The 19,450-nt window shown below is 71.2% G+C and carries 19 protein-coding genes; 11 read left to right on the top strand and 8 right to left on the bottom strand.

Features of this window, described 5'->3' with window-relative positions; all coding sequences use genetic code 11:
* Positions 1-18: 18 nt before the first annotated feature.
* The 4 genes from IF64_RS0105515 to IF64_RS0105500 all read right to left on the bottom strand — a co-directional run bounded on the left by IF64_RS0105515 (position 19) and on the right by IF64_RS0105500 (position 3,528).
* Positions 19-1,536, bottom strand: coding sequence for a 1,4-alpha-glucan branching protein domain-containing protein (locus IF64_RS0105515; RefSeq protein WP_030530915.1), 1,518 nt, complete (start codon positions 1,534-1,536; stop codon positions 19-21).
* Complete coding sequence (locus IF64_RS0105510; protein ID WP_030530914.1) at positions 1,533-2,300, bottom strand: class I SAM-dependent methyltransferase; 768 nt, start codon at positions 2,298-2,300, stop codon at positions 1,533-1,535. Before IF64_RS0105510 ends, IF64_RS0105515 begins: the two co-directional genes overlap by 4 nt.
* A gap of 67 nt (positions 2,301-2,367) precedes the next feature.
* Complete coding sequence (locus IF64_RS25210; RefSeq protein ID WP_036875810.1) at positions 2,368-2,553, bottom strand: hypothetical protein; 186 nt, start codon at positions 2,551-2,553, stop codon at positions 2,368-2,370.
* A 135-nt stretch (positions 2,554-2,688) separates the two neighbouring features.
* On the bottom strand, positions 2,689-3,528 hold the full coding sequence (locus IF64_RS0105500; protein WP_030530913.1) for a DegV family protein: 840 nt from the start codon (positions 3,526-3,528) through the stop codon (positions 2,689-2,691).
* A gap of 235 nt (positions 3,529-3,763) precedes the next feature.
* Between IF64_RS0105500 and IF64_RS0105495 the strand changes: the two genes are divergently transcribed.
* The 5 genes from IF64_RS0105495 to IF64_RS0105475 all read left to right on the top strand — a co-directional run bounded on the left by IF64_RS0105495 (position 3,764) and on the right by IF64_RS0105475 (position 8,602).
* Positions 3,764-4,549 carry an electron transfer flavoprotein subunit beta/FixA family protein gene (locus IF64_RS0105495; RefSeq protein ID WP_030530912.1) on the top strand — a complete coding sequence of 262 codons (786 nt, stop codon included), beginning with the start codon at positions 3,764-3,766 and terminating at the stop codon, positions 4,547-4,549.
* Positions 4,550-4,581: 32 nt separating this feature from the next.
* Positions 4,582-5,541, top strand: coding sequence for an electron transfer flavoprotein subunit alpha/FixB family protein (locus IF64_RS0105490; RefSeq protein ID WP_030530911.1), 960 nt, complete (start codon positions 4,582-4,584; stop codon positions 5,539-5,541).
* Positions 5,542-5,727: 186 nt separating this feature from the next.
* Positions 5,728-6,498: a GNAT family N-acetyltransferase gene (locus tag IF64_RS0105485; protein ID WP_030530910.1), complete on the top strand. Its 771-nt coding sequence runs from the start codon at positions 5,728-5,730 to the stop codon at positions 6,496-6,498.
* Positions 6,495-7,418, top strand: coding sequence for a lysophospholipid acyltransferase family protein (locus tag IF64_RS0105480; protein WP_084705675.1), 924 nt, complete (start codon positions 6,495-6,497; stop codon positions 7,416-7,418). The genes IF64_RS0105485 and IF64_RS0105480 overlap by 4 nt, the downstream gene beginning before the upstream one ends.
* Before the next feature lie 107 nt (positions 7,419-7,525).
* Positions 7,526-8,602 (top strand): Glu/Leu/Phe/Val dehydrogenase dimerization domain-containing protein, encoded by a 1,077-nt coding sequence (locus IF64_RS0105475; RefSeq protein WP_030530908.1) that lies wholly within the window; start codon positions 7,526-7,528, stop codon positions 8,600-8,602.
* 82 nt (positions 8,603-8,684) lie between these two features.
* Here the strand turns inward: IF64_RS0105475 and IF64_RS25205 are convergent, their stop codons facing one another.
* A complete protein-coding gene (locus IF64_RS25205; RefSeq protein WP_084705701.1) occupies positions 8,685-10,703 on the bottom strand; it encodes a VanW family protein in 2,019 nt (672 codons plus the stop codon).
* Positions 10,704-11,483: 780 nt separating this feature from the next.
* Here IF64_RS25205 and IF64_RS0105465 point away from each other — a divergent pair.
* Genes IF64_RS0105465 through priA form a run of 4 tightly spaced genes read left to right on the top strand, consistent with a single transcriptional unit; the run spans position 11,484 to position 15,186 of the window.
* Entirely contained in the window at positions 11,484-12,569 is a 1,086-nt protein-coding gene (locus IF64_RS0105465) for a PHP domain-containing protein (RefSeq protein WP_051757498.1), read from the top strand.
* A 33-nt stretch (positions 12,570-12,602) separates the two neighbouring features.
* Positions 12,603-13,760 carry an MFS transporter gene (locus IF64_RS0105460; RefSeq protein WP_051757497.1) on the top strand — a complete coding sequence of 386 codons (1,158 nt, stop codon included), beginning with the start codon at positions 12,603-12,605 and terminating at the stop codon, positions 13,758-13,760.
* 9 nt (positions 13,761-13,769) lie between these two features.
* Positions 13,770-14,399, top strand: a complete 630-nt coding sequence (hisH, locus tag IF64_RS0105455; RefSeq protein ID WP_036875809.1) for an imidazole glycerol phosphate synthase subunit HisH — start codon at positions 13,770-13,772, stop codon at positions 14,397-14,399.
* A 49-nt stretch (positions 14,400-14,448) separates the two neighbouring features.
* Positions 14,449-15,186, top strand: coding sequence for a bifunctional 1-(5-phosphoribosyl)-5-((5-phosphoribosylamino)methylideneamino)imidazole-4-carboxamide isomerase/phosphoribosylanthranilate isomerase PriA (gene priA / locus IF64_RS0105450; protein ID WP_030530903.1), 738 nt, complete (start codon positions 14,449-14,451; stop codon positions 15,184-15,186).
* Positions 15,187-15,240: 54 nt separating this feature from the next.
* Here priA and IF64_RS0105445 read toward each other — a convergent pair whose 3' ends face one another.
* Positions 15,241-15,624 (bottom strand): PPOX class F420-dependent oxidoreductase, encoded by a 384-nt coding sequence (locus tag IF64_RS0105445; protein ID WP_030530902.1) that lies wholly within the window; start codon positions 15,622-15,624, stop codon positions 15,241-15,243.
* Positions 15,621-17,303, bottom strand: a complete 1,683-nt coding sequence (locus IF64_RS0105440) for a hypothetical protein (protein ID WP_145600388.1) — start codon at positions 17,301-17,303, stop codon at positions 15,621-15,623. The genes IF64_RS0105445 and IF64_RS0105440 overlap by 4 nt, the downstream gene beginning before the upstream one ends.
* Positions 17,304-17,626: 323 nt before the next feature.
* Between IF64_RS0105440 and hisF the strand changes: the two genes are divergently transcribed.
* Both hisF and hisI read left to right on the top strand, forming a co-directional pair.
* Positions 17,627-18,400 (top strand): imidazole glycerol phosphate synthase subunit HisF, encoded by a 774-nt coding sequence (gene hisF, locus IF64_RS0105435; RefSeq protein ID WP_030530900.1) that lies wholly within the window; start codon positions 17,627-17,629, stop codon positions 18,398-18,400.
* Positions 18,397-18,777: a phosphoribosyl-AMP cyclohydrolase gene (gene hisI, locus IF64_RS0105430; protein WP_051757496.1), complete on the top strand. Its 381-nt coding sequence runs from the start codon at positions 18,397-18,399 to the stop codon at positions 18,775-18,777. Before hisF ends, hisI begins: the two co-directional genes overlap by 4 nt.
* 41 nt (positions 18,778-18,818) lie before the next feature.
* Here the strand turns inward: hisI and IF64_RS0105425 are convergent, their stop codons facing one another.
* Positions 18,819-19,364, bottom strand: coding sequence for a TetR/AcrR family transcriptional regulator (locus IF64_RS0105425; protein WP_036875841.1), 546 nt, complete (start codon positions 19,362-19,364; stop codon positions 18,819-18,821).
* Between the last annotated feature and the right edge of the window lie 86 nt (positions 19,365-19,450).

Raw genomic sequence — 19,450 nt, 5'->3', positions numbered from 1 at the left:
GGCACGCGCGGCCGGCAGCTACAACGCGCGCGCGTCCAACCGTCCGAACACGCCGGACGCCCGGCGCAACCGCTGCGCCGTCGCGGGCCCGGCCGGGTCGCCGGTGCGGATCGCGGCCGCCAGCGTGTCGAACCGCTCGGTGTGTTCCCGCGCCCGCCTGCGCGCGTAGTCGGCCGCCGAGTCCTTCGTGACCATGAAGGCCCAGTCGCTCGACAACGCCAGCAGGGCCTCCCGCACCGCCTGATCGGCCACCGGATCGCGGTACCCGCGCGGCACCTCCAACGACGACAGTCGCCGCTGCAGCGCCGCGTTCGACTCCACCATGTCGGCGACCTGCTCGCCGTCCCACACTCGCCAGTCCTTGCCCGAGCCCCACGACGACGCGGGCAGCTCCACCGGACCGGACACGTGGCCGGCCTCGGCCGCACCACGCAACGTCGTCACCCGCACGCCGGCCTCCGGCAACGCGCGCAGCACGCCCTCCAGCCACTGTGGACCCTCGTGCCACCAGTGACCGAACAACTCCGTGTCGTAGGCGGCCACGACCAGGGCCTTCCGCCCGTCCCGCTCCCGCAACGACCGCAGGCGCGCCACCACGGTGTCCACGAAATCCTTGACGTGGGCCTGCACCGTGTCCGCGGCCCGCGCCGGTTCGTACGGCGCCTTCTCGTGCGGCGGAACGTCCTTGCCGGTGACCCTTGCCGGCTTGATCCCGACCTCGTGGGCCCACGTGTGGAAATCACGGTAGTGCGCATGGCCCGGATAACCCGCCTTCGGCGACCACACGCGGTACGTCACCTCGAGGTCGCGGCCGAAACAGACCACATCGGACTCACCGACCGTGCGGGCCGCGGCTGTGTCTCCGCGCAACGAGGGCCCGTCGACCAGGAACCGCCGCACCCCCGCGGCGGCATATCCGTGCTCCATGCCCGGGGCGTAACCGCATTCCGGGGCCCAGATCCCCTCCGGCCGCGTGCCGAGCCGCAACTCCGTGTCGGCCAGTCCCTCCGCGAGCGCGAACCGGCGAACCCGCTCGTCGAGCAACGGCTGGAACGGATGCGTCAACGGCCCGCCCAACAGCTCGACCACGTCGCTGTCCACAAGCGACCGCAGAACGGGGGAGAAGCCGTGTCGCCACGACGTCTCCAGATCGTCGAGTGCCCGCGTCGCGGAGCGGTACTCGGCGGCGGCCAGATCGGACAGCAGCGGGTCCCCGCGCCACAACGTCGCCGCGTGTTCGGCGCGCAGCCGCCACGTGCCGAGCCAGTCGTGCATCGCCCGCAGCGCGTACGGATCGTCCAACTGGGCGGCCAGTACCGGTGTGACGCCGAGGGTCAGCACGTCCCGCTTGCCCTCGTCGGCCAGCCGGCGCAGCAGATCCACCACCGGCAGGTACGAGTGCGCCCACGCCTGATACAGCCACTCCTCGCCGACGGGCCAGGTTCCGTGATGCGGCAACCACGGCAGATGGCTGTGCAGTACCAGGCAGAACGTGCCCTCCGAACCGCCGTCCCCGCCGGGGGCACCGGCGCTCACGGGCGCACCGCCACGGCCACCAGGTCGAGGCTCGCGTCGAGATCGCGGTCGTGGACCTCGAAGTCGTCGGCCGAGATCGCCGCCACGTCGGCCAGCAACCCTTCCGGCCACTGGGCCTGCCCCGGCAGGCTGCCCATGACGACAGCCAGCTGGGCGTCGATGATCGACCCGCCGTAGCGCTCGTCGAGAACGCGGAGACCGGGGCCGTGGTGCAGGCCGTCGAGGCGCTCCACGGCGAAACCCGCCTCGCGCAGCATCTCGTCCAGTTCGGACGGTGACAGTTCCCGCGTGTGGTAGGGATTCAGGGGAGTGTCGCTGTCCGGCGTGAACGTCAACCGGTTCGGCGTCGTCACCAGCAGCCTGCCGCCCGGGCGCAGCACGCGGCGACATTCGGCGAGAAAACCGTACTGGTCCCACAGATGTTCGAGCACCTGGAGATTCGCCACCACGTCGACGCTCGCGTCGGCGAGTGGAAGGGAGGCGAGGTTGCCCCGCACCGCCGTGGTCTGCGGGTACTCGCGTGCGACATGCCGCGTGGCCGCCTCGTCGTAGTCGAACGCCACGACGTGCGCCGCGCGGTCGGCGAGCAGCGCGGCGCCGTAGCCCTCGCCGCAGCCGGCCTCCAGGACGAGCGCGTCGGTGCAGTAGGGGTCCAGCACGTGGTAGGCCACCTCGTGACGCCGGTACCAGTAGTTCTCCTCGGGAACTCCCGGCACCGTGCGCTCACCGGTGAGATGCAGGGCCTCGGCGCGACTCGTGTCCACGCCGAGAGGGTAGCCGTCGCCCGACGCCGGGCTACTTGCCGGTAATCGGGGCGGGCGGCGGCCGTGCTCAGTGGCCTGCCGGTGGCTGCGGGCCGCCCGCGGAACCGCCCTTGCCCCTGCTGCGGATCTTCTCGAAGGCCTCCTTGGCCTGCCTGCGGGTCCGCGGGTCCTGGGCAAGGCGCTTGGCCTCGTAGAACGCGCGCCGCCCCGCGGAACTCTTGGCGAACCGGGCCACCTTGTGCAACAGGGACATGAGTGGTCCTCTCGTCGGGAACCGCGCCGGGGACCTCCTCGGCGCCGGGGTCAGGATACCGGGTCGGCGTGCGGACGGGGTGAGCTCGCGGCGGCCGCACCGCACCGGTTCGCGGGCCGGGATGAGTGCAGGGCGTCAGAGCACCGGGGCGACGGTGATGCCCAGTGCGCCGGGGCCGACGTGGGCACCGATCACCGTGCTGCCGTACACGGTCATCAACTCCCGCAGCCCGGGCACCCGCCTGCGCAGTTCGCCCGCGATCCGCTGCTCGCGGTCGCCCGGGTCGGCGGCGGCGACCGCGACGTCGACGGTCGCCTGGCCCGCCCGTTCGACCGCCACGTCGAGGATCTTGTTCAGCGCGCGCTTCGTCCCCGGCACGCGGGCCAGGGGAGCGACCTCGCCGCCCTGGACCGTCAGCAGCGGCCGGATCGACAACGCCGACCCGATCAACGCCGCCGCGGGGCCGATGCGGCCGCTCTTGCGGAGGTAGTCGAGCGTGTCGACGTAGATGAGTTCGCTGCTGCCCCGGATGCGGCTCTCCGCCGCGGCCATGACCCGCTCCACCGGGGCGCCGGCCGCGGCCGCACGCGCCGCGGACACGGCGGCGAACCCGAGGCTCATGTTCGTGGTGCCGCTGTCCAGGACGTACACGGGCACCTTGACCTGCTGGGCGGCTTCGCGCGCCGCGTCGGCGGTCGCCGACAGCTTGCTGGAGATGTGCAGGCACACGATGGCCGTCGCCCCGGCACTGATGGCGTCCTGGAACGTCCAGAAGAACGCGCCGGGGTCCGGTGGCCGGGTGCTCACGTCCTCCTGGGCGCGCAGGCGGCGCAGGAGGTCCGCGCGTTCGTAACGGTTCTCGTCGTCCACGCGGTCGCCCACGACGACCTGCACCGGCACGACGGAGATGTCCCATTGCTTGGCGGTCTTCTCCGGCAGGCTGGCTGTGGAGTCGGTGATGACGGCGACAGGCACGCCGAAGAGGCTAACGCGCCCACCTCTCGATGGCACCCATTAGGGGGACCTCGTTGCGGCATTCGGACAAAAGCCGTGCGCATGGTGTAATGACGGTGCGGGCGGATCAGTTATCTGAACGATCGTCCCACTAAATCGCGATTCCGGGTGAACGTGGTCACCTCAGGGCGCGTACCAGTGGGTTTGCGCATAATCTACCGCCCAGTAACGCCCTGCATTGCGCCTAAGGAGTTCCATGACCAACATTGTTGTACTGGTCAAGCAGGTGCCGGACACGTACTCGGAGCGCAAGCTCAACGAGAGTGACCACACCCTGGACCGTGAGTCCGCCGACGCGGTGATCGACGAGATCAACGAGCGTGCCGTCGAAGAGGCGCTCAAGATCAAGGAGGCCGGCGAAGGCGAGGTGACCGTCCTGTGCGTCGGTCCCGACCGTGCGACCGACGCCATCCGCAAGGCCCTGTCCATGGGTGCCGACAAGGCCATCCACGTCTCCGACGAGGCGCTGCAGGGCTCGGACATGATCGCCACGGCGAAGGTCATCGCCGGCGCCCTCGGCAAGGTCGACGGCTACGACCTGGTGATCGCCGGTAACGAGGCCTCGGACGGCCGCGGCGGTGCGATCCCCGCGATGCTCGCCGAGCTGCTCGGCGTGCCGCAGCTGACGCACGCCCGCGAGCTCACCCTCGACGGCACGACCATCAAGGTCGACCGCGAGACCGAGGACGGCGTGACCCACCTCGAGGCCGCCCTGCCCGCCGTCGTGAGCGTCACCGAGAAGATCAACGAGCCGCGGTACCCGTCCTTCAAGGGCATCATGGCCGCCAAGAAGAAGCCGGTGGAGACCCTCACCGTCGCCGACCTCGGCGTCGACGCCGGCGACCTGGGCCTGTCCGGCGCCGCCTCGACGGTGCTCGAGGCCGCTCCGAAGCCGCCGCGCGCGGCGGGTGAGCGCGTCGAGGACGACGGCGACGGCGGCACGAAGGTCGCCGAGTACCTGGTCGGCCAGAAGCTCATCTGAGACAGACCTCATCCCATTCAAGGAGACGAACCATGGCTGAAGTACTCGTGCTCGTCGACCAGGTCGACGGTGAGGTCAAGAAGTCCACGTTCGAGCTGCTCACCGCCGCTCGCGCGCTGGGTGAACCGTCCGCGGTCGTCGTCGGTGCGCCCGGCACGGCAGGCAAGGTGAAGGACTCGCTGGCCTCCTACGGCGCGGCGAAGGTGTACGTCGCCGAGTCCGACGACGCCACCGGCTACCTCGTGACCCCCAAGGTCGACGCGCTCGCCACCGTGGCCGGGCAGGCCTCGCCCGCCGCCGTGCTGGTGTCGGCCACGGCCGAGGGCAAGGAGATCGCCGGCCGCGTCGCCATCCGCCTCGGCGGTGCCGTGCTCGTCGACGCCGTCGGCGTGAACGGCGACGGCTCGGTCGACCAGTCCATCTTCGGTGGCGCCTTCTCCGTCAAGTCGAAGGCCGCCAAGGGCACGCCGGTCGTGTCGGTGCGCCCGGGTGCCGTCGAGGCCGAGCAGGCCGACGGTGCCGCCGCCGAGGAGACCGTGGACCTGCCCGCGGTGGACGCCGCCAAGGCCGCCAAGGTGACCGGAGTGGAGCCGGTCGTCGGCGGCGACCGGCCGGAGCTGACGGAGGCGTCGATCGTCGTCTCCGGTGGCCGCGGTGTGGGCTCGGCGGACAAGTTCGAGGTCGTCGAGAAGCTGGCCGACTCGCTCGGTGCCGCCGTCGGTGCCTCGCGTGCCGCCGTCGACTCCGGCTACTACCCGGCGCAGTTCCAGGTCGGCCAGACCGGTAAGACGGTGTCGCCGCAGCTGTACGTCGCACTGGGCATCTCCGGTGCGATCCAGCACCGCGCCGGCATGCAGACGTCGAAGACCATCGTCGCCGTCAACAAGGACCCCGAGGCCCCGATCTTCGAGATCGCCGACTTCGGTGTCGTGGGTGACCTGTTCGACGTCGCCCCGCAGCTGACCGACGAGGTCGCCAAGCGCAAGGGCTGAGGACGCCCGTCCTCCCGAACGCTCAACGACGGCCGCCTTCCCGCCAGGGGAGGCGGCCGTCGCCGTGTCCGGATGGTCGCGGTCAGGTGTGTGAGGAACGTGTGAACGGGCTGTTCACCGGGTGTGCAGCCGTCGGCCACGGTCGATGTCGGTCGCGGTTTGCCTGCCGGCGCGAGCATCCCTGTCATGACGCGGTCACAGCTACTGCTCAGCACGGACCGGACCGACGGTGACGCGGCGCGCTACTCGTTGCGGGTCGCCTCCGGGCAGGACGAGGTGCTCGCCGCCCAGCGGCTGCGGCACCGGGTGTTCGCCGAGGAGATGGGCGCCCAGCTCGAACCCGGCGCCGACGGCCTCGACATCGACCACTACGACGAGTACTGCGACCACCTCGTCGTCATCGACGACGTGACCGACGAGATCGTCGGTACCTACCGCATGCTGCCGCCGGACCGGGCACTCCAGGCGGGCGGGCTCTACTCCGACACCGAGTTCCACCTCGACAACCTCGACCCACTGCGAGGTTCGCTCGTCGAGACGGGACGGTCCTGTGTGGACGCCCGCCATCGCACCGGCGCGGTCGTGAGCCTCGTCTGGGCAGGCATCGCCCGTTACATGCTGCTGTCCGGGCACCGCTACCTCGCCGGATGTGCCTCCGTGCCGCTCGCCGACGGCGGGGCGCAGGCCGCGGGCGTGTGGGACATCGTGCGCGGCAAGCACTTCGCGGGCGAGGAGCACCGCGTGAGCCCGCGCCACCCGTGGCCGAGCGACACGGTGGCCCGGCCGTCCCGTCCGGTGCTTCCGCCGCTGCTGCGCGGGTACGTCCGCCTGGGTGCGCGGGTGTGCGGCGCGCCCGCGCACGACCCGGATTTCGGCGTCGCCGACTTCTTCGTCCTGCTCGACCTGCAGCAGGTCGACGCGCGCTACCTCAAGTTCTTCCTCGGGATCGGCTCATGAGCCACGCGTGGATGCCGGTGTCGCCGTGCGGCGAGGGCTGCCTCACGCCGGCCGAGACCACGGTGTCGTGGCCTCGGCGGGTGCTGCGCCTGGCCGGCGCGGCGGTCATCGTCGTCGCGGCGTTGCTGCTCGTGCCCGTCCTCGCGCTGGTACCCGGTCGCGATCGCGTCGTGCGCACGGTGTTCCGCGCACTGCTGCGCGCGCTGGGCGTACGGCTCGTCGTCCACGGTGAACTCGACGGCAGCGGCCGCGGCGCACTCGTCGTCAGCAACCACATCTCCTTCGCCGACATCATGGGGCTCAACGCGGTGCGCCCCATGCGCGCGCTCGCGAAACGCGAGATCGCGAGCTGGCCGGTGCTCGGCACGCTCGTGTCCCGTGCGGGCACCGTCTTCCTCGACCGCGAACGACTGTCCACATTGCCCGCCACCGTGGAACGGCTCGCCGAGGCGCTGCGCTCCGGTTCACTCGTCACCGTCAACCCCGAGGGCACCACGTGGTGCGGCACGGCGTCCGGACGGTTCCGGCCCGCGACGTTCCAGGCGGCCATCGACGCGGGCGTGCCCGTACGCCCGGTGGCCGTGCGCTACCTCTCCGGCGGTCGGGAGACCACCCGGCCCGCCTTCATCGGTCCCGAATCGCTCATCGCCTCGCTGCGGCGTGTCGTGGCACTGCGGGGCCTGGTCCTCGAACTCACGGTGTGCCCGGAGATCGCGCCCGGCCGTGCCACCGACCGGCGGGCACTGGCCGCGCTCGCCGAGGCCGCCGTCTCCTCGGCACTTGGCACCGTCACCGTCGCCGCGCCCGAGCGCACTCGGCAGGTCGCGGACGCCCGGCCTGCGGTCGCCGGGGGAGCCGGGGCGGCCGCCGAGCTCGGGACCGACGTCGCTTCCCCCGAGGTGCGTGCGGGTCTATCTTGACCATGAGCGGCGTGGGCTGCGGTAACCCCGCGGACGTCGCCGTGGCAACCGCCAGCCCGGGCGTGCCCACAGGTGCGCCGGGAGGAACGACAAAGGAGTCACCAACCGTGACCGACGGTGTATTCGGCCGCGAGAGCGGCCACGAACAGGTCGTCTACTGTCATGACCGTGCCACCGGTCTGAAGGCCATCATCGCGGTGTACTCGACCGCGCTGGGACCGGCCCTCGGCGGCACCCGCTTCTACCCCTACTCCGACGAGAACGCCGCGCTGGACGACGTGCTGGCCCTGTCGAAGGGCATGGCCTACAAGAACGCACTCGCCGGCCTCGACCTCGGCGGCGGCAAGGCCGTCATCATCGGCGACCCGGCGACCCACAAGACCGAGGCGTTGCTCCGTGCCTACGGGCGTTTCGTCCAGTCGCTCGGCGGCCGCTACATCACCGCCTGCGACGTCGGGACCTACGTCGCCGACATGGACGTCGTCGCCAGGGAGACCTCCTTCGCCACGGGACGGTCCCGCGAGGAGGGCGGCGCGGGCGACTCCTCCGAGCTCACCGCCTTCGGCGTGTACCAGGGCATGCGGGCGAGCGCCGAGCACACGTGGGGCACCCCGGACCTGAAGGGCAGGCGCGTCGGCGTCGAAGGCGTCGGCAAGGTCGGCAGGCTGCTCGTCGGCCACCTCGCCGAGGCCGGTGCCGAGATCGTGATCACCGACGTGGACGAGCGCGCCGTCGACCGGGTACGTGCCGTGCATCCGTCGGTCGAGGTGGTCGACGACACCGCCACGCTCATCGCGTCCGATGTGGACGTCTTCGCGCCGTGCGCGCTCGGCGGGGTGCTCGACGACGACACGGCCGGCCTGCTGCGGGCGAAGGTGGTGTGCGGTGCGGCCAACAACCAGCTCGCCCACGCCGGGGTCGAGAAACTCCTACAGGACCGCGGAATCCTGTTCGCGCCCGACTACCTGGTGAACGCGGGCGGCACCATCCAGGTCAGCGACGAGCTGCGCGGCTACGACCCGGACCGCGCCCGGCTCAAGGCGACGTCGCTGTACGACACCGCCAAGGCCGTGTTCGCGCTCGCCGACGAGGAGGGTGTGCCGCCGGTGACCGCGGCCGACCGGCTCGCCGAACGCCGCATGTCCGAGGTCGCCAACCTGCGCTCCATCCTCACGGTGCGCTGACCGTCCCATCCGGACGCGGGGCGGGTGAGTTACTCGGTGAACTCGCCCGCCCCGCTCGTTCCGGCCCGTGTCCGGCGGCGTCCTATCTGTCGCGGCCGCCGCAGACGATCTTGGGCTGCGGGTTGTAGCGCACGGTGCGGGTCTCCTCGTTCACCGCGCCGGAGTCGACGTCCCGCAGGACGCGGGTGTCGGTGACGGTGAACCCGGGAGCGCCCTCGCTGGGGGAGCACTCGTCGCCCGCAGGTCCGCGCTTGGTCTCCGGCTTGACGATGTTGGTGCGTTCGCCGGTGCGGGACTGCACGTCGTACTTCTTGGTGCCCCACAGCTTGATCGTGATGCTGCTGGGGGTCCACTCGGTCTGGATCGCCACACCCTTGGGCAGGTCGTTGGTGAAGGCCAGATCGATCACGCTCGCGCCGTCGGCCGTCTGGTACACGGTCGCTTCGCGGCCCTCCGGGTACCGGCTGATGTAGTAGCTGTGCTCCTGGTGGCCCGCGTCGGTCATGCCCGCGAAGTAGGCGGCGTTGTACAGCGTCGTCGCGAACTGCGAGATGCCACCGCCGACCGCCTTGCCCGGCGCGCCGTCCTCGATGATGCCCGCCTCGACGTAACCCTGGGCCGCGGTGCGCGGACCGGTGTGCTGGTTGAGGCTGAACGTGTCGCCCGGCTTGATGATGGCGCCGTTGACCTCCTCGGCGACCCGGCGGATGTTCACCCCGGAGTCGGCGGCGAAGTCACCGGTGGAGAACTCGCCGATGACCTCCTTGATGCCGAGGTTCTCCGCGTCCTCGGTGGTGACCTCGGCGGGCTCCTTCTCGTACTGGGCCTTGATCTCGCGCTCGTCGGTCTTCTTGAGCACGTCCATCAGCGGCTCGAAGGTCTCTTTCCACTTGATCCGCTTGCCGTCCTCGGACGGCTCGACCTTCGGCGCCCCGCCCTCGAACACGATCTCGGCGTCGCGGCCCTTCTTCACCGTGTCGGCCAGGTCGTCCTGGACGCCTGCGGCCATCTTCTTCCGGTCGATCCTGGGCGTGAGCTTGCCGTCCTTCGGCTCGAAGCTCAGCCCGGCGGCGATGTCCTCGGGCTCGAGGGTGCCGTCGGCGCCCTCGCCGCGGACGACGACGGGCGCCGAGACCGCGGGCTCGGCCACGTCCTTGAGCATCGCCTGCACGTCGTCCTTGCTGATCGACACCGGCGTCTTGTCCACCGGCAGCGCCAGCCGCCTGCCGTCGGCCCAGCTGCGGACGATGATGTCCTCGGCCTTCTCGACGTTGAGCTTCTGCCCGTCCTTCGGGTCGACGGGCTTCGGCGTGGCGCCCTCGAACTCGATGCCACCCTCCACCGGTTCGTGGTCGGTGGTCTCCTGCATCGCCACGAGTGCGTTGCCGAGCTGGTTGCGCTCGGTGTCGGTGACGGGGTCGACCTCGCGGTCGGTGAAGAAGGAGCTGATCCGCGTGAACGGGTTGAGCGGCTGGTCGCCCGCCTCGTCGAGGGTCTCGCTCCAGTTCAGCCGCAGCCCGGCCTCGTTCGGGTCGAACTCGCCGTCGACGTCGCCCGCGCGGTACTGCACGGGCTGGGTCATGCGCGGTTCGAGCTCCGAGCGGAGGGTGTCCTCGGCCGCGCTCCGGCTCATGCCGCCGACCTCGACCCCCGCCACGACCGTGCCCCGCGGCACGTCACCCGAGGTGACGAAGATGTCGACCACGTAGGCCACCGCGAGCACGCCGACGACGGCCGCGGCGACGAGCAGCGGCTTGCGTGCCCTGCCGAGCCGCCGTCCGCCGTCGGAGTCGTCCGGGCCGTCCGGGGTGCCGTCGGCGCCGGATCCGTCGCCTGCCGTGCCGTGCGCCCCATGGCCGGAGTGAGAGGTGGGGGCGGCGTAGGCGGTCGCGCCCTGGGCGGGCAGCGCGGCGGTCAGGTAGTGGGGTGCGGGGGAGTCGTCGGTGGGCACCGGCGGGATGTACTGGGTGGTCTCGTTGGCGGAGGGGTCCCCGGGGCCGCTCTGCCCGGGGTCGCTCTGTCCGGCAGCGTTCTCCCCGGCCGGGGCGCTGCCCGCGGCGAGGTACTGGGTCGTCTCGGTGTCGGTCTCGGGCCAGGCGATCTGCTGCGTGGACTCGGCGTCGGACGGCGCCGCCGCCGAGCCTGCGGTTGGCGCGGTGTGCTCGGTTGGCGCAGTTTCCCCGGTGGTCGCAGGTTCCGGAGTGTCCGCGGACCGCGCCGTCGTGGACTCCCCGGATTCCGCGGGTCCGGTCGCAGCGGCCCCGGTGGCCTCGGGGATGTGCTGGGTGGTCTCCGCGGCGTCCTCGGCGGGGGTGCTGTCCCCGGGAGTGTTTCCCGTGTCTCCTGCGCTGTCGCCGGTGCTCGGTGGCACCGCAGGCAGAATGTCGGTCTGTTCGGTGTGGGACTCGGGCCACTCGTCCGGCTGAGATTCCGAAGGCTCCGGCCACCGAGGTTCCTGCGGCAAGACAACCCCTCCGCGCCCTGTGTGTTGCGTTAACGGACCCCGACTACCGGGCCAAGATACGGCCCGCGCACACCACCCGCGTACGCGACCCCCGCAAGCGGGCGCCGGGGCGTTTTCGCAGGCTGTGGGTGTTGGCTGGGCGTTGCTCCCGTCGTAGGGCCGACTGGGCCGGATGGCTGACGCGGACTTCACAGCGCGTGTACGGACCGGCCACGCGCGGCGCCGTTCGCGCGGCGTTCCGGATCGCGTTCGGACCGCTACGCTGGCGTCACCGGATCGTAGTAATTCCAGATTCAAGCATCCTCGACGGCCACATCGGGTGAACCTCGCGCGGGTGTACGTCCTCGGGTATGCGGTCGGGTATGTCGCCGGGTAAATCGTGGACGGGAACGACTCGTCCGAGTGCCGAGGTGAGCGATGGATCCTGTGAACGTGCTCCGGCAGATCGCGCTGCACCTGGAGCGATCGGGGGAGCCGGGGTATCGCGTGCGGGCGTTTCGCAACGCCGCCGCGGTGGTCGCCGACCTTCCCGACGGTGAGCTTGCCCGGCGACTCGAGGAGGGCACGCTGACGCAGCTGTCCGGTATCGGCAAGACGACGGCCTCGGTCATCGCCGACGCCGCGGCGGGCAGGGAGCCCGCCTATCTCACGGACCTGGAGTCGCGCGGCGCTCCCGGCATCCCCGACGGTGGTCCGCTGCGTGCGGCACTGCGCGGCGACTGTCACACGCACTCGGACTGGTCGGACGGAGGCAGTTCGATCGAGGAGATGGCCGAGGCCGCGCGCGCACTCGGACACGAGTACCTCGTGCTCACCGACCACTCGCCGCGGCTGACCGTCGCCCGCGGCCTGTCGGCCGACCGGCTCCGGAGGCAACTGGACGTGGTCGCCGAGCTCAACGAGTGGCTGGCGGGCGAGGAGCCGGCGGGTCAGGACGACGCGGGTGAGGGGGCCGGACCGCTGCGGATCCTCACCGGCATCGAGGTCGACATCCATGACGACGGTTCCCTGGACCAGGATCCGGAGCTGCTGGAACGGCTCGACGTGGTCGTGGCCAGCGTCCATTCGAAGCTGCGGATGCCCGCGGCGGAGATGACGGAGCGGATGCTCACGGCCGTGGCGAATCCGCGGGTCAACATCCTCGGCCACTGCACCGGCCGGCTCGTGACCGGCCGCGGCAGGCCCGAGTCGGCGTTCGACGCGGAGGCCGTGTTCGCCGCGTGCCGCGACCACGACGTCGCGGTCGAGATCAACGCCCGTCCGGAACGGCTCGACCCGCCGCGCCGGCTGTTGCGCAGGGCCCGCGAGATCGGCTGCCGGTTCGCGATCGACACCGACGCCCACGCCCCTGGGCAGTTGGCGTGGCAGCCGTTCGGCTGCGTACGGGCGCAGGAGTGCGAGGTGCCGGTCGAGCGGATCGTCAACACGATGACGGCGGACGAGCTGACCGCGTGGGCCGCGCGCCGCCCGCGCGGTGCGCAGGGTCTCACCGCCGGGTGCTGACACGACCTGTACGCACGTACTAGAACTGTCGGCATGTCTGCCAGCGCGCCGAGGACGGTGCACCGTGACGAGTCGCCGTGGCGCCACGGCCCCTTCCGGCTGTCCCTGGCCGCCACCGCGGTCGCGCTGTGCGGCTACTCGCTGCTCATGCCGGTCGTGCCGCTGTGGGCCGTGAGCAGGGGAGCGGGCACCTTCGCCGCCGGCGCGGCCACGGGCGTGTTCATGGCCAGCACCGTCGTCACGCAGCTCGGCACGGGGCTGCTGGTGCAGCGCTACGGCTACCGCATCGCGATCCTGTTGGGCATCGCGTTCCTGGGTGCGCCGACGCCGCTGCTGATCGTGTGGACCTCGTCGCCGGGCATCCTGACCGTCTCGCTGCTCCGTGGTGTCGGCTTCGGCCTGCTCACCGTGTGCGGGAGCGCGCTGATCGCCGAACTCCTGCCACCGGCGGCCGTGCCCCGTGGATCGGGCATCTACGGACTGGCGACGGGTGTTCCGCAGCTGATCGGACTGCCCGCCGGTCCGTGGCTCGCCGAGCACTGGGGATTCGTCGCGGTGTTCGTACTCGCCACGGCACTGCCGGCCGTGGCCACGGTGCCCGCGCTGCTGCTTCCACCCGCGCATCCGACGACCGGCCCCGAACGCCGCGGAGGTCTGCTGACGGCGGCGAAGGTCACGTGGAAGCCGTGGCTGCCGATGCTCGCCGCGTCGACCGGACTCGGCGCGCTGGCGACCTTCACCCCGATCGTGCTCCTGACCCCGGAGTCGTCGATCGCGCTGCTGCTCATGCCGTTGGCGACGACGGTCTCCCGGTGGGCGGCGGGCCGCATCGGGGCGCGCTCGGCGGGCCGCCTGCTCACGCCTGCGCTCGCGCTCGTGGGCGTGGGCCTCGCCGGCTACGCCTGCTTCGGTGAGGCCGGTCCGGCGTGGCTCGTCGTCGTGTCGATGGTGGTGTTCGGCATCGGATTCGGCGCTGTGCAGAACGAATCGCTGGTCGCCATGTTCCGCCGCACGTCCGCGGGGAGGGCGAGCATCTCGTGGAACGTGGCCTTCGACGCGGGGCAGGGACTCGGGGCCGTCGCCGTGGGCGCGGTCGTGTCCGGAACCACCTACGCCGTGGCGTTCGGCCTGCTCGCGGCGTGGTCGCTGGTGCTGCTGCCGGTGGCGCTCTCGGCGGGCCGCAGGGGTTAACCTGGAAACGTGCCTTCAGTTGTGATTCTGGACTACGGATCCGGCAACCTCCGCAGCGCCGAGCGCGCCGTGCAGCGCGCGGGCGCCGACGTCGAGGTGACCGCCGATCCGCATGCCGCGGTGGAGGCCGACGGACTCGTCGTCCCCGGGGTGGGCGCGTTCGGCGCGTGCGCCGAGGGCCTGCGGTCGGTGCAGGGCGACCGGATCATCGGCAAGCGCCTCGCCGGCGGGAGGCCGGTGCTGGGTATCTGCGTAGGCATGCAGATCCTGTTCGAACGAGGCGTCGAGCACGGCGTCGAATCCGAGGGCACCGGGGAGTGGCCCGGCACGGTCGAGCGACTCCACGCCGACATCCTGCCGCACATGGGCTGGAACACGGTCCGCGCGCCCGAGGGCTCGCGCCTGTTCGCCGGCCTCGACCCGGAGGAGCGCTTCTACTTCGTGCACTCCTACGCGGCGCGCGACTGGAGCATGCGCTCTGAGCTGGACGGTCAGCAGCCGCTCGTGACGTGGGCCCACCACGGTGAGGACTTCGTCGCGGCGGTCGAGAACGGCGCGCTGTGCGCGACGCAGTTCCACCCCGAGAAGTCCGGCGACGCGGGCGCGCAGCTGCTGCGCAACTGGCTCGGCACACTCTGACTCGCCCCTGTAGCCCGTTCGGCGCAGCCGGGTCTTAGAGTTGGCAACCGTGACGCTGACACTCCTTCCCGCTGTTGATGTGGCCGATGGCCAGGCCGTGCGTCTCGTGCAGGGCGAGGCCGGCACCGAGACGTCGTACGGTTCCCCGCTCGAGGCCGCGCTGAACTGGCAGCGCGACGGCGCGGAGTGGGTGCATCTGGTGGACCTCGACGCCGCGTTCGGCAAGGGTTCCAACCGCGAGTTGCTGGCTGACGTGGTGGGCAAGCTCGACGTGGCGGTCGAGCTGTCCGGCGGCATCCGGGACGACGAGTCGCTCGCCGCGGCGCTGGCGACCGGTGCCCGGCGGGTGAACCTGGGCACCGCGGCACTCGAATCGCCGGACTGGTGTGCCAAGGTCGTCTCCGAGTACGGCGACCGCGTCGCGATCGGTCTCGACGTGCGGATCGGCGAGGACGGCTACCGGCTGGCCGCGCGCGGCTGGACGCAGGACGGCGGTGACCTCTGGGAGGTCATGGAGCGGCTCGACAACGACGGGGCGCAGCGCTACGTCGTCACCGACGTCAGCAAGGACGGCACCCTCAAGGGCCCGAACCTCGACCTGCTGCGTGAGGTCACCGCACGCACCGACGCGGCGATCATCGCCTCCGGCGGCGTGTCCACTGTGGATGATCTGCGGGCGCTGGCGACGCTCGAGTGCGACGGCGTCGAGGGTGCGATCGTGGGCAAGGCCCTGTACGCCCGTGCGTTCACGCTGCCCGAGGCGTTGCAGGCGGTCTCCGAGGCCTGACCCGCCTCCTCCGGAGCCGGAGTGCTGCCTACTCGTGCGACCGACCCGTGCGACCTAGCCGGCGGGCGTGACGGCGATGCCGACCGTGCGCCGCTCGCCGCCACGCAGCCGGCTTCCCAGCAGCACCAGGCGGCCGGCGAGGCCGTACTTGCGGCCGATCGCGGCGCGTACGCGACGGCTTCCCTCCTCGTCGAGGATCCGCGCCGTGCCGCGCACCGTCGCGCCGTGGGTCCGCCTGCCGCGCACATCGCACGCGGTGACCTCGACCCGGCCGTCGGCGCGGATCCGCTTGACCTTGCCCGCGTTCCGCTCGCTGAACACCACGAGCTCGCCGCCGGACTCCGCGACCCAGACCGGGGTCGGCACCGGGGTGCCGGACCGGCGGAAGGTCGTCAACAGGACGTACTTCTCGGCGGCGAGTCGCTCCAGCTCGGTCATGGCCGCACAGCGTAGCCCGGCCCCGGGGTCGACCCGACCTGCATCGTGTCGCCACACGCGCGGCGCGGCGCGTCGGGATAGTCGATCAGCTCCGTGGTGATGCGGTCGGCATAGGCCCGCAGACGCTGCAACGCCTCCCGGTTCGGCACCGCGTCCTTCCGCACCCAGTCGCCGTCCGGCCACGGGCTGCCCGGCAGCGCGAAGATCCGGTAGTAGTCGCGTTCCAGTCGCGCGTCGTTGCTGAGACTGCGCCACGGGAGCCGGGTGTGGATGAACGTGGGCTTGGTCTCGGCGAAGACGTAGTCGCGGATCCCGTCGTAGTCGTCGTCGTGGATCATGTGGGCCATGCGGATGTCGGTGAGCCCCGCCATGTCGACGATCCGCAGGCGGCTGGTCATCGACGAGCCGCCCAGGTCGGGCATGAACAGCGACGCCCGTTCGAGTCCGAGAATGTCGGCGTAGGCGTTGAACGTGCGCCCGTAGCGGTCGGCCACGTGACAGGCCGACAGCGTGGGCGCCCGGTGGAAGTCGTAGGCGGCCACGGCGAACGACGAACCGCTCGCGAACAGCGCACCCACGATCGCGACGACGGTGACGGCCCGGCCGCGGGTGCGCAGCCTGCGGAACGCCTCGGCGGTGACGAGCACGGTGAGCAGTGCGCCGAGCGTCCAGATGGGTGTGGCGAACCGGAGGTGGCCCATCCAGTCGTCCTCGAGGACCGTGAACGCGGTGAGTGCCAGGCCCAGCGGGACGAGCAGCGTGAACAGGCCCGCCCGCCACCAGGTGGGCCGCGCCAGCACGATGCCCGTCAACAGCGCCACCAGCAGGATCGCCGGGGCGCCCGCGTAACCGACGATCTGACCCGTCTTCCCGAGGTCGGCGGGGTAGGGAAGACCCTGTGATTTTGCGATCGACGGTGCCGACAACCATTCTCCGAACGTGATCCGCCGCCACGTGAAATACGCACCGACCGGCACGGCGAACGCGGCGACCGATATCAGAATGTGCCGCAGACTGGTGACGACCGCGGCCCTGCCGGAGGAACGGCGAAGCATTCCCAGTACGACGATCGGGTAAACCCCTCCGTAGATCAAACCCTCCGGGCGGGTGAGCGCCGCGAGGGCCGCGAGCACGCCGGCGGTGATCGCCACCCTGCTGCGCAGCACCGAGGAGTCCAGTACGGCTCGGAAGGTCAGGACCGCCAGGCTCGTGATGATGAGCCCGTACAGCGCGTTCTCCAAACCGGACACGACCCAGATCACGAACGACGGGGTCATCGCGAGCAACGCGCCGACCGCGAGCGTGCCCAGCCATGGGCGGGCGAGCACCTTCGCCAGTGCGAGGTGACACGCGGTGAGGATGCCCGCGCACAGCACCAGTGCCAGAACCTTGGGGAACAGCGCGTAATCCGGGATGCCGAAGATCGTGCCGTTGTCGAACAGCCCCACGAGCTTGCCCAGGGCCAGCAGCAACGTCCACGTGACGTTGGAGAAGCCTTCGACCCGCTCGCCGCCGGCCTGCACCACCGGGCCGAGCCCTTCGGCGAAGCTGCGCGCGTACGAGAACGAGATGGCCGCGTCGTCGACGATCCAGTACGTGTAGTACGCGCCGTGGGCACCGATCAGGGCGGTGCCGGCGAGAACCGACGCGATCGCGGGAACCCTCGTCCGCCACGACACGCGCCGCCGGGTCGCGTCCGATTCGGGAGCTTCCGAATTGTCCGCAGAAGTGGCGGTTCCGGGCTTTTCGGCCGGTTGTGTCGTGACCATTGATCCGTATGTCGTCACAATTCTGGGATTCTACGGAGGTGCCGATCGGCCGGCTCGGCGACGTCGGTGCGTCGAGATCTTTTCGGTGTAAGGTTTTTGTTGCCCCTGGTCGGATATCGCGCCGCCGGTCTGTTTCGTCACCACCTCCGGGCCCGGCGCGTGCCGCGCAGCCACCCGGTCCAGGAGACCGTCCTTCGCGTGGCCGCTGCGTCCGGGGATCTAGTCTGGGGAGCATGTCGGTTGCTGTGAGGGTGATTCCGTGTCTGGACGTCGACGCGGGTCGCGTGGTCAAGGGTGTCAACTTCGTCGACCTGCGGGACGCGGGTGATCCGGTCGAACTGGCTCGCGCCTACGACGCCGCGGGTGCCGACGAACTGACGTTCCTCGACGTGACGGCATCCTCCGGCGACCGCGAGACGACCTACGACGTCGTGCGGCGCACGGCGGAGCAGGTCTTCATCCCCCTGACGGTCGGTGGCGGGGTGCGCAGCACCGAGGACGTCGACCGGCTGCTGCGCGCGGGCGCGGACAAGGTCAGCATCAACACCGCGGCGATCGCCCGGCCCGAACTGCTCAGGGAGGCCTCGGAGCGGTTCGGCGCCCAGTGCGTCGTGTTGTCGGTCGACGCCCGCCGTGTGCCGGACGGTGGCGAGCCGACCGCGTCGGGTTTCGAGGTCACCACGCACGGCGGGCGCACGGGGACGGGCATCGACGCCGTCGAGTGGGCCGCCCGCGGTGAGGAACTCGGTGTGGGGGAGATCCTGCTCAACTCCATGGACGCCGACGGGACGAAGGCCGGCTTCGATCTCGAACTGCTGCGGCTGGTGCGCAAGGCGGTGCGGGTGCCGGTGATCGCCAGCGGCGGTGCCGGCGCGATCGAGCACTTCCTGCCCGCGGTGGAGGTCGGTGCCGATGCGGTGCTGGCCGCCAGTGTCTTCCACTTCGGGGAGTTCACGATCGGGGATGTGAAGAAGGCCCTGCGAGCCGGGAACGTGGAGGTCCGATGAGCGAGGATGGCGGAGCCGGAGCAACGGGTGCCGCTGTGCTCGATCCGGAGCTCGCGGGGCGGTTGAAGCGCAACGCCGACGGGCTGCTGTGTGCGGTGGTGGTGGATCACGGCACCTCGGACGTGCTGATGGTGGCGTGGATGAACGACGAGGCGCTGGCCCACACGTTGGCGACCCGGCAGGCGACCTACTTCTCGCGGAGCAGGCAGCAGCTGTGGGTCAAGGGGGCCACGTCGGGCCACACGCAACACGTGCGCGAGGTGCGGCTGGACTGCGATGCCGACACGGTGTTGCTGCGGGTGGACCAGACGGGCCCTGCCTGCCACACGGGAACGCGGACGTGCTTCGACTCGGACGTGTTGCTGCCCGACGGCTGAATTCCTGAGTTCCCGGGTCCCGAGCCGGTGCGCGGCCCGGGTCACGGGGCGTCGATGTCTCCGGTGAGGTAGCGCTGGAGTGTCGGCGCGACGGCGGCGGCGAGCGTGTCGATGTCGGCGGAGTGCACGGGTTCGAGTTCGGCGACGTAGCGGGCCATGCCGAGGCCGATGAGCTGGGTGGCGCACAGCGAGGCGCGCAGGTCGCCGCGGTCGACCTCGAGGGCGCTCGCGACGCCGGCGAAGATCCGATTGACGAGGACGGTCCGCAGTACGCGCATGGCTTCGGGTCGGGTCGTGACGCTGCGGATGAGGGCGGTGAAGCGTTCGCCGCCGACGCCGTCCCAGCGGTCGAGGAAGGTGCGGACGATGCTGTCGCCGACGTGCTCCGCGCCGCGTGCCGTCACGGCGCCGACGACCTCGTCCACGTCGAAGGGCACGTCGAGGACCGCCTTGGCGAACAGCTGTTCCTTGCCGCCGAACCAGTGGTTGACCATGGCGGCGTCGACGCCTGCCCGTGCGGCGATCGCGCGCACGGTGGCACCGTCGTAGCCGTTCTCGCCGAACTCGGCCCTGGCCGCCTCGAGCAGGGCGGTGCGGGTGTCCTCCCCGGCCGGCCTGCGGCCCCGCCGGCCCTGTCGTCGTGGGCCGTCCTCCTGGGGGGCCTGCGCAGCCG

The sequence above is a fragment of the Prauserella rugosa genome (genome assembly GCF_000719975.1).
In the GTDB taxonomy this organism is placed as follows: Bacteria; Actinomycetota; Actinomycetes; order Mycobacteriales; family Pseudonocardiaceae; genus Prauserella; species Prauserella rugosa.
This window is presented reverse-complemented; position numbering and strand designations above follow the sequence as displayed.

Bases quoted from the DNA above. Each gene is read 5' to 3' on its own strand.
- IF64_RS0105460 (WP_051757497.1), top strand. From the start codon at position 12,603: ATGTCTGCCAGCGCGCCGAGGACGGTGCACCGTGACGAGTCGCCGTGG.
- hisI (WP_051757496.1), top strand. From the start codon at position 18,397: ATGAGCGAGGATGGCGGAGCCGGAGCAACGGGTGCCGCTGTGCTCGAT.
- IF64_RS0105480 (WP_084705675.1), top strand. From the start codon at position 6,495: ATGAGCCACGCGTGGATGCCGGTGTCGCCGTGCGGCGAGGGCTGCCTC.
- IF64_RS0105490 (WP_030530911.1), top strand. From the start codon at position 4,582: ATGGCTGAAGTACTCGTGCTCGTCGACCAGGTCGACGGTGAGGTCAAG.
- IF64_RS25210 (WP_036875810.1), bottom strand. From the start codon at position 2,553: ATGTCCCTGTTGCACAAGGTGGCCCGGTTCGCCAAGAGTTCCGCGGGG.
- IF64_RS0105465 (WP_051757498.1), top strand. From the start codon at position 11,484: ATGGATCCTGTGAACGTGCTCCGGCAGATCGCGCTGCACCTGGAGCGA.
- hisF (WP_030530900.1), top strand. From the start codon at position 17,627: ATGTCGGTTGCTGTGAGGGTGATTCCGTGTCTGGACGTCGACGCGGGT.
- IF64_RS0105495 (WP_030530912.1), top strand. From the start codon at position 3,764: ATGACCAACATTGTTGTACTGGTCAAGCAGGTGCCGGACACGTACTCG.
- IF64_RS0105445 (WP_030530902.1), bottom strand. From the start codon at position 15,624: ATGACCGAGCTGGAGCGACTCGCCGCCGAGAAGTACGTCCTGTTGACG.
- IF64_RS0105485 (WP_030530910.1), top strand. From the start codon at position 5,728: ATGACGCGGTCACAGCTACTGCTCAGCACGGACCGGACCGACGGTGAC.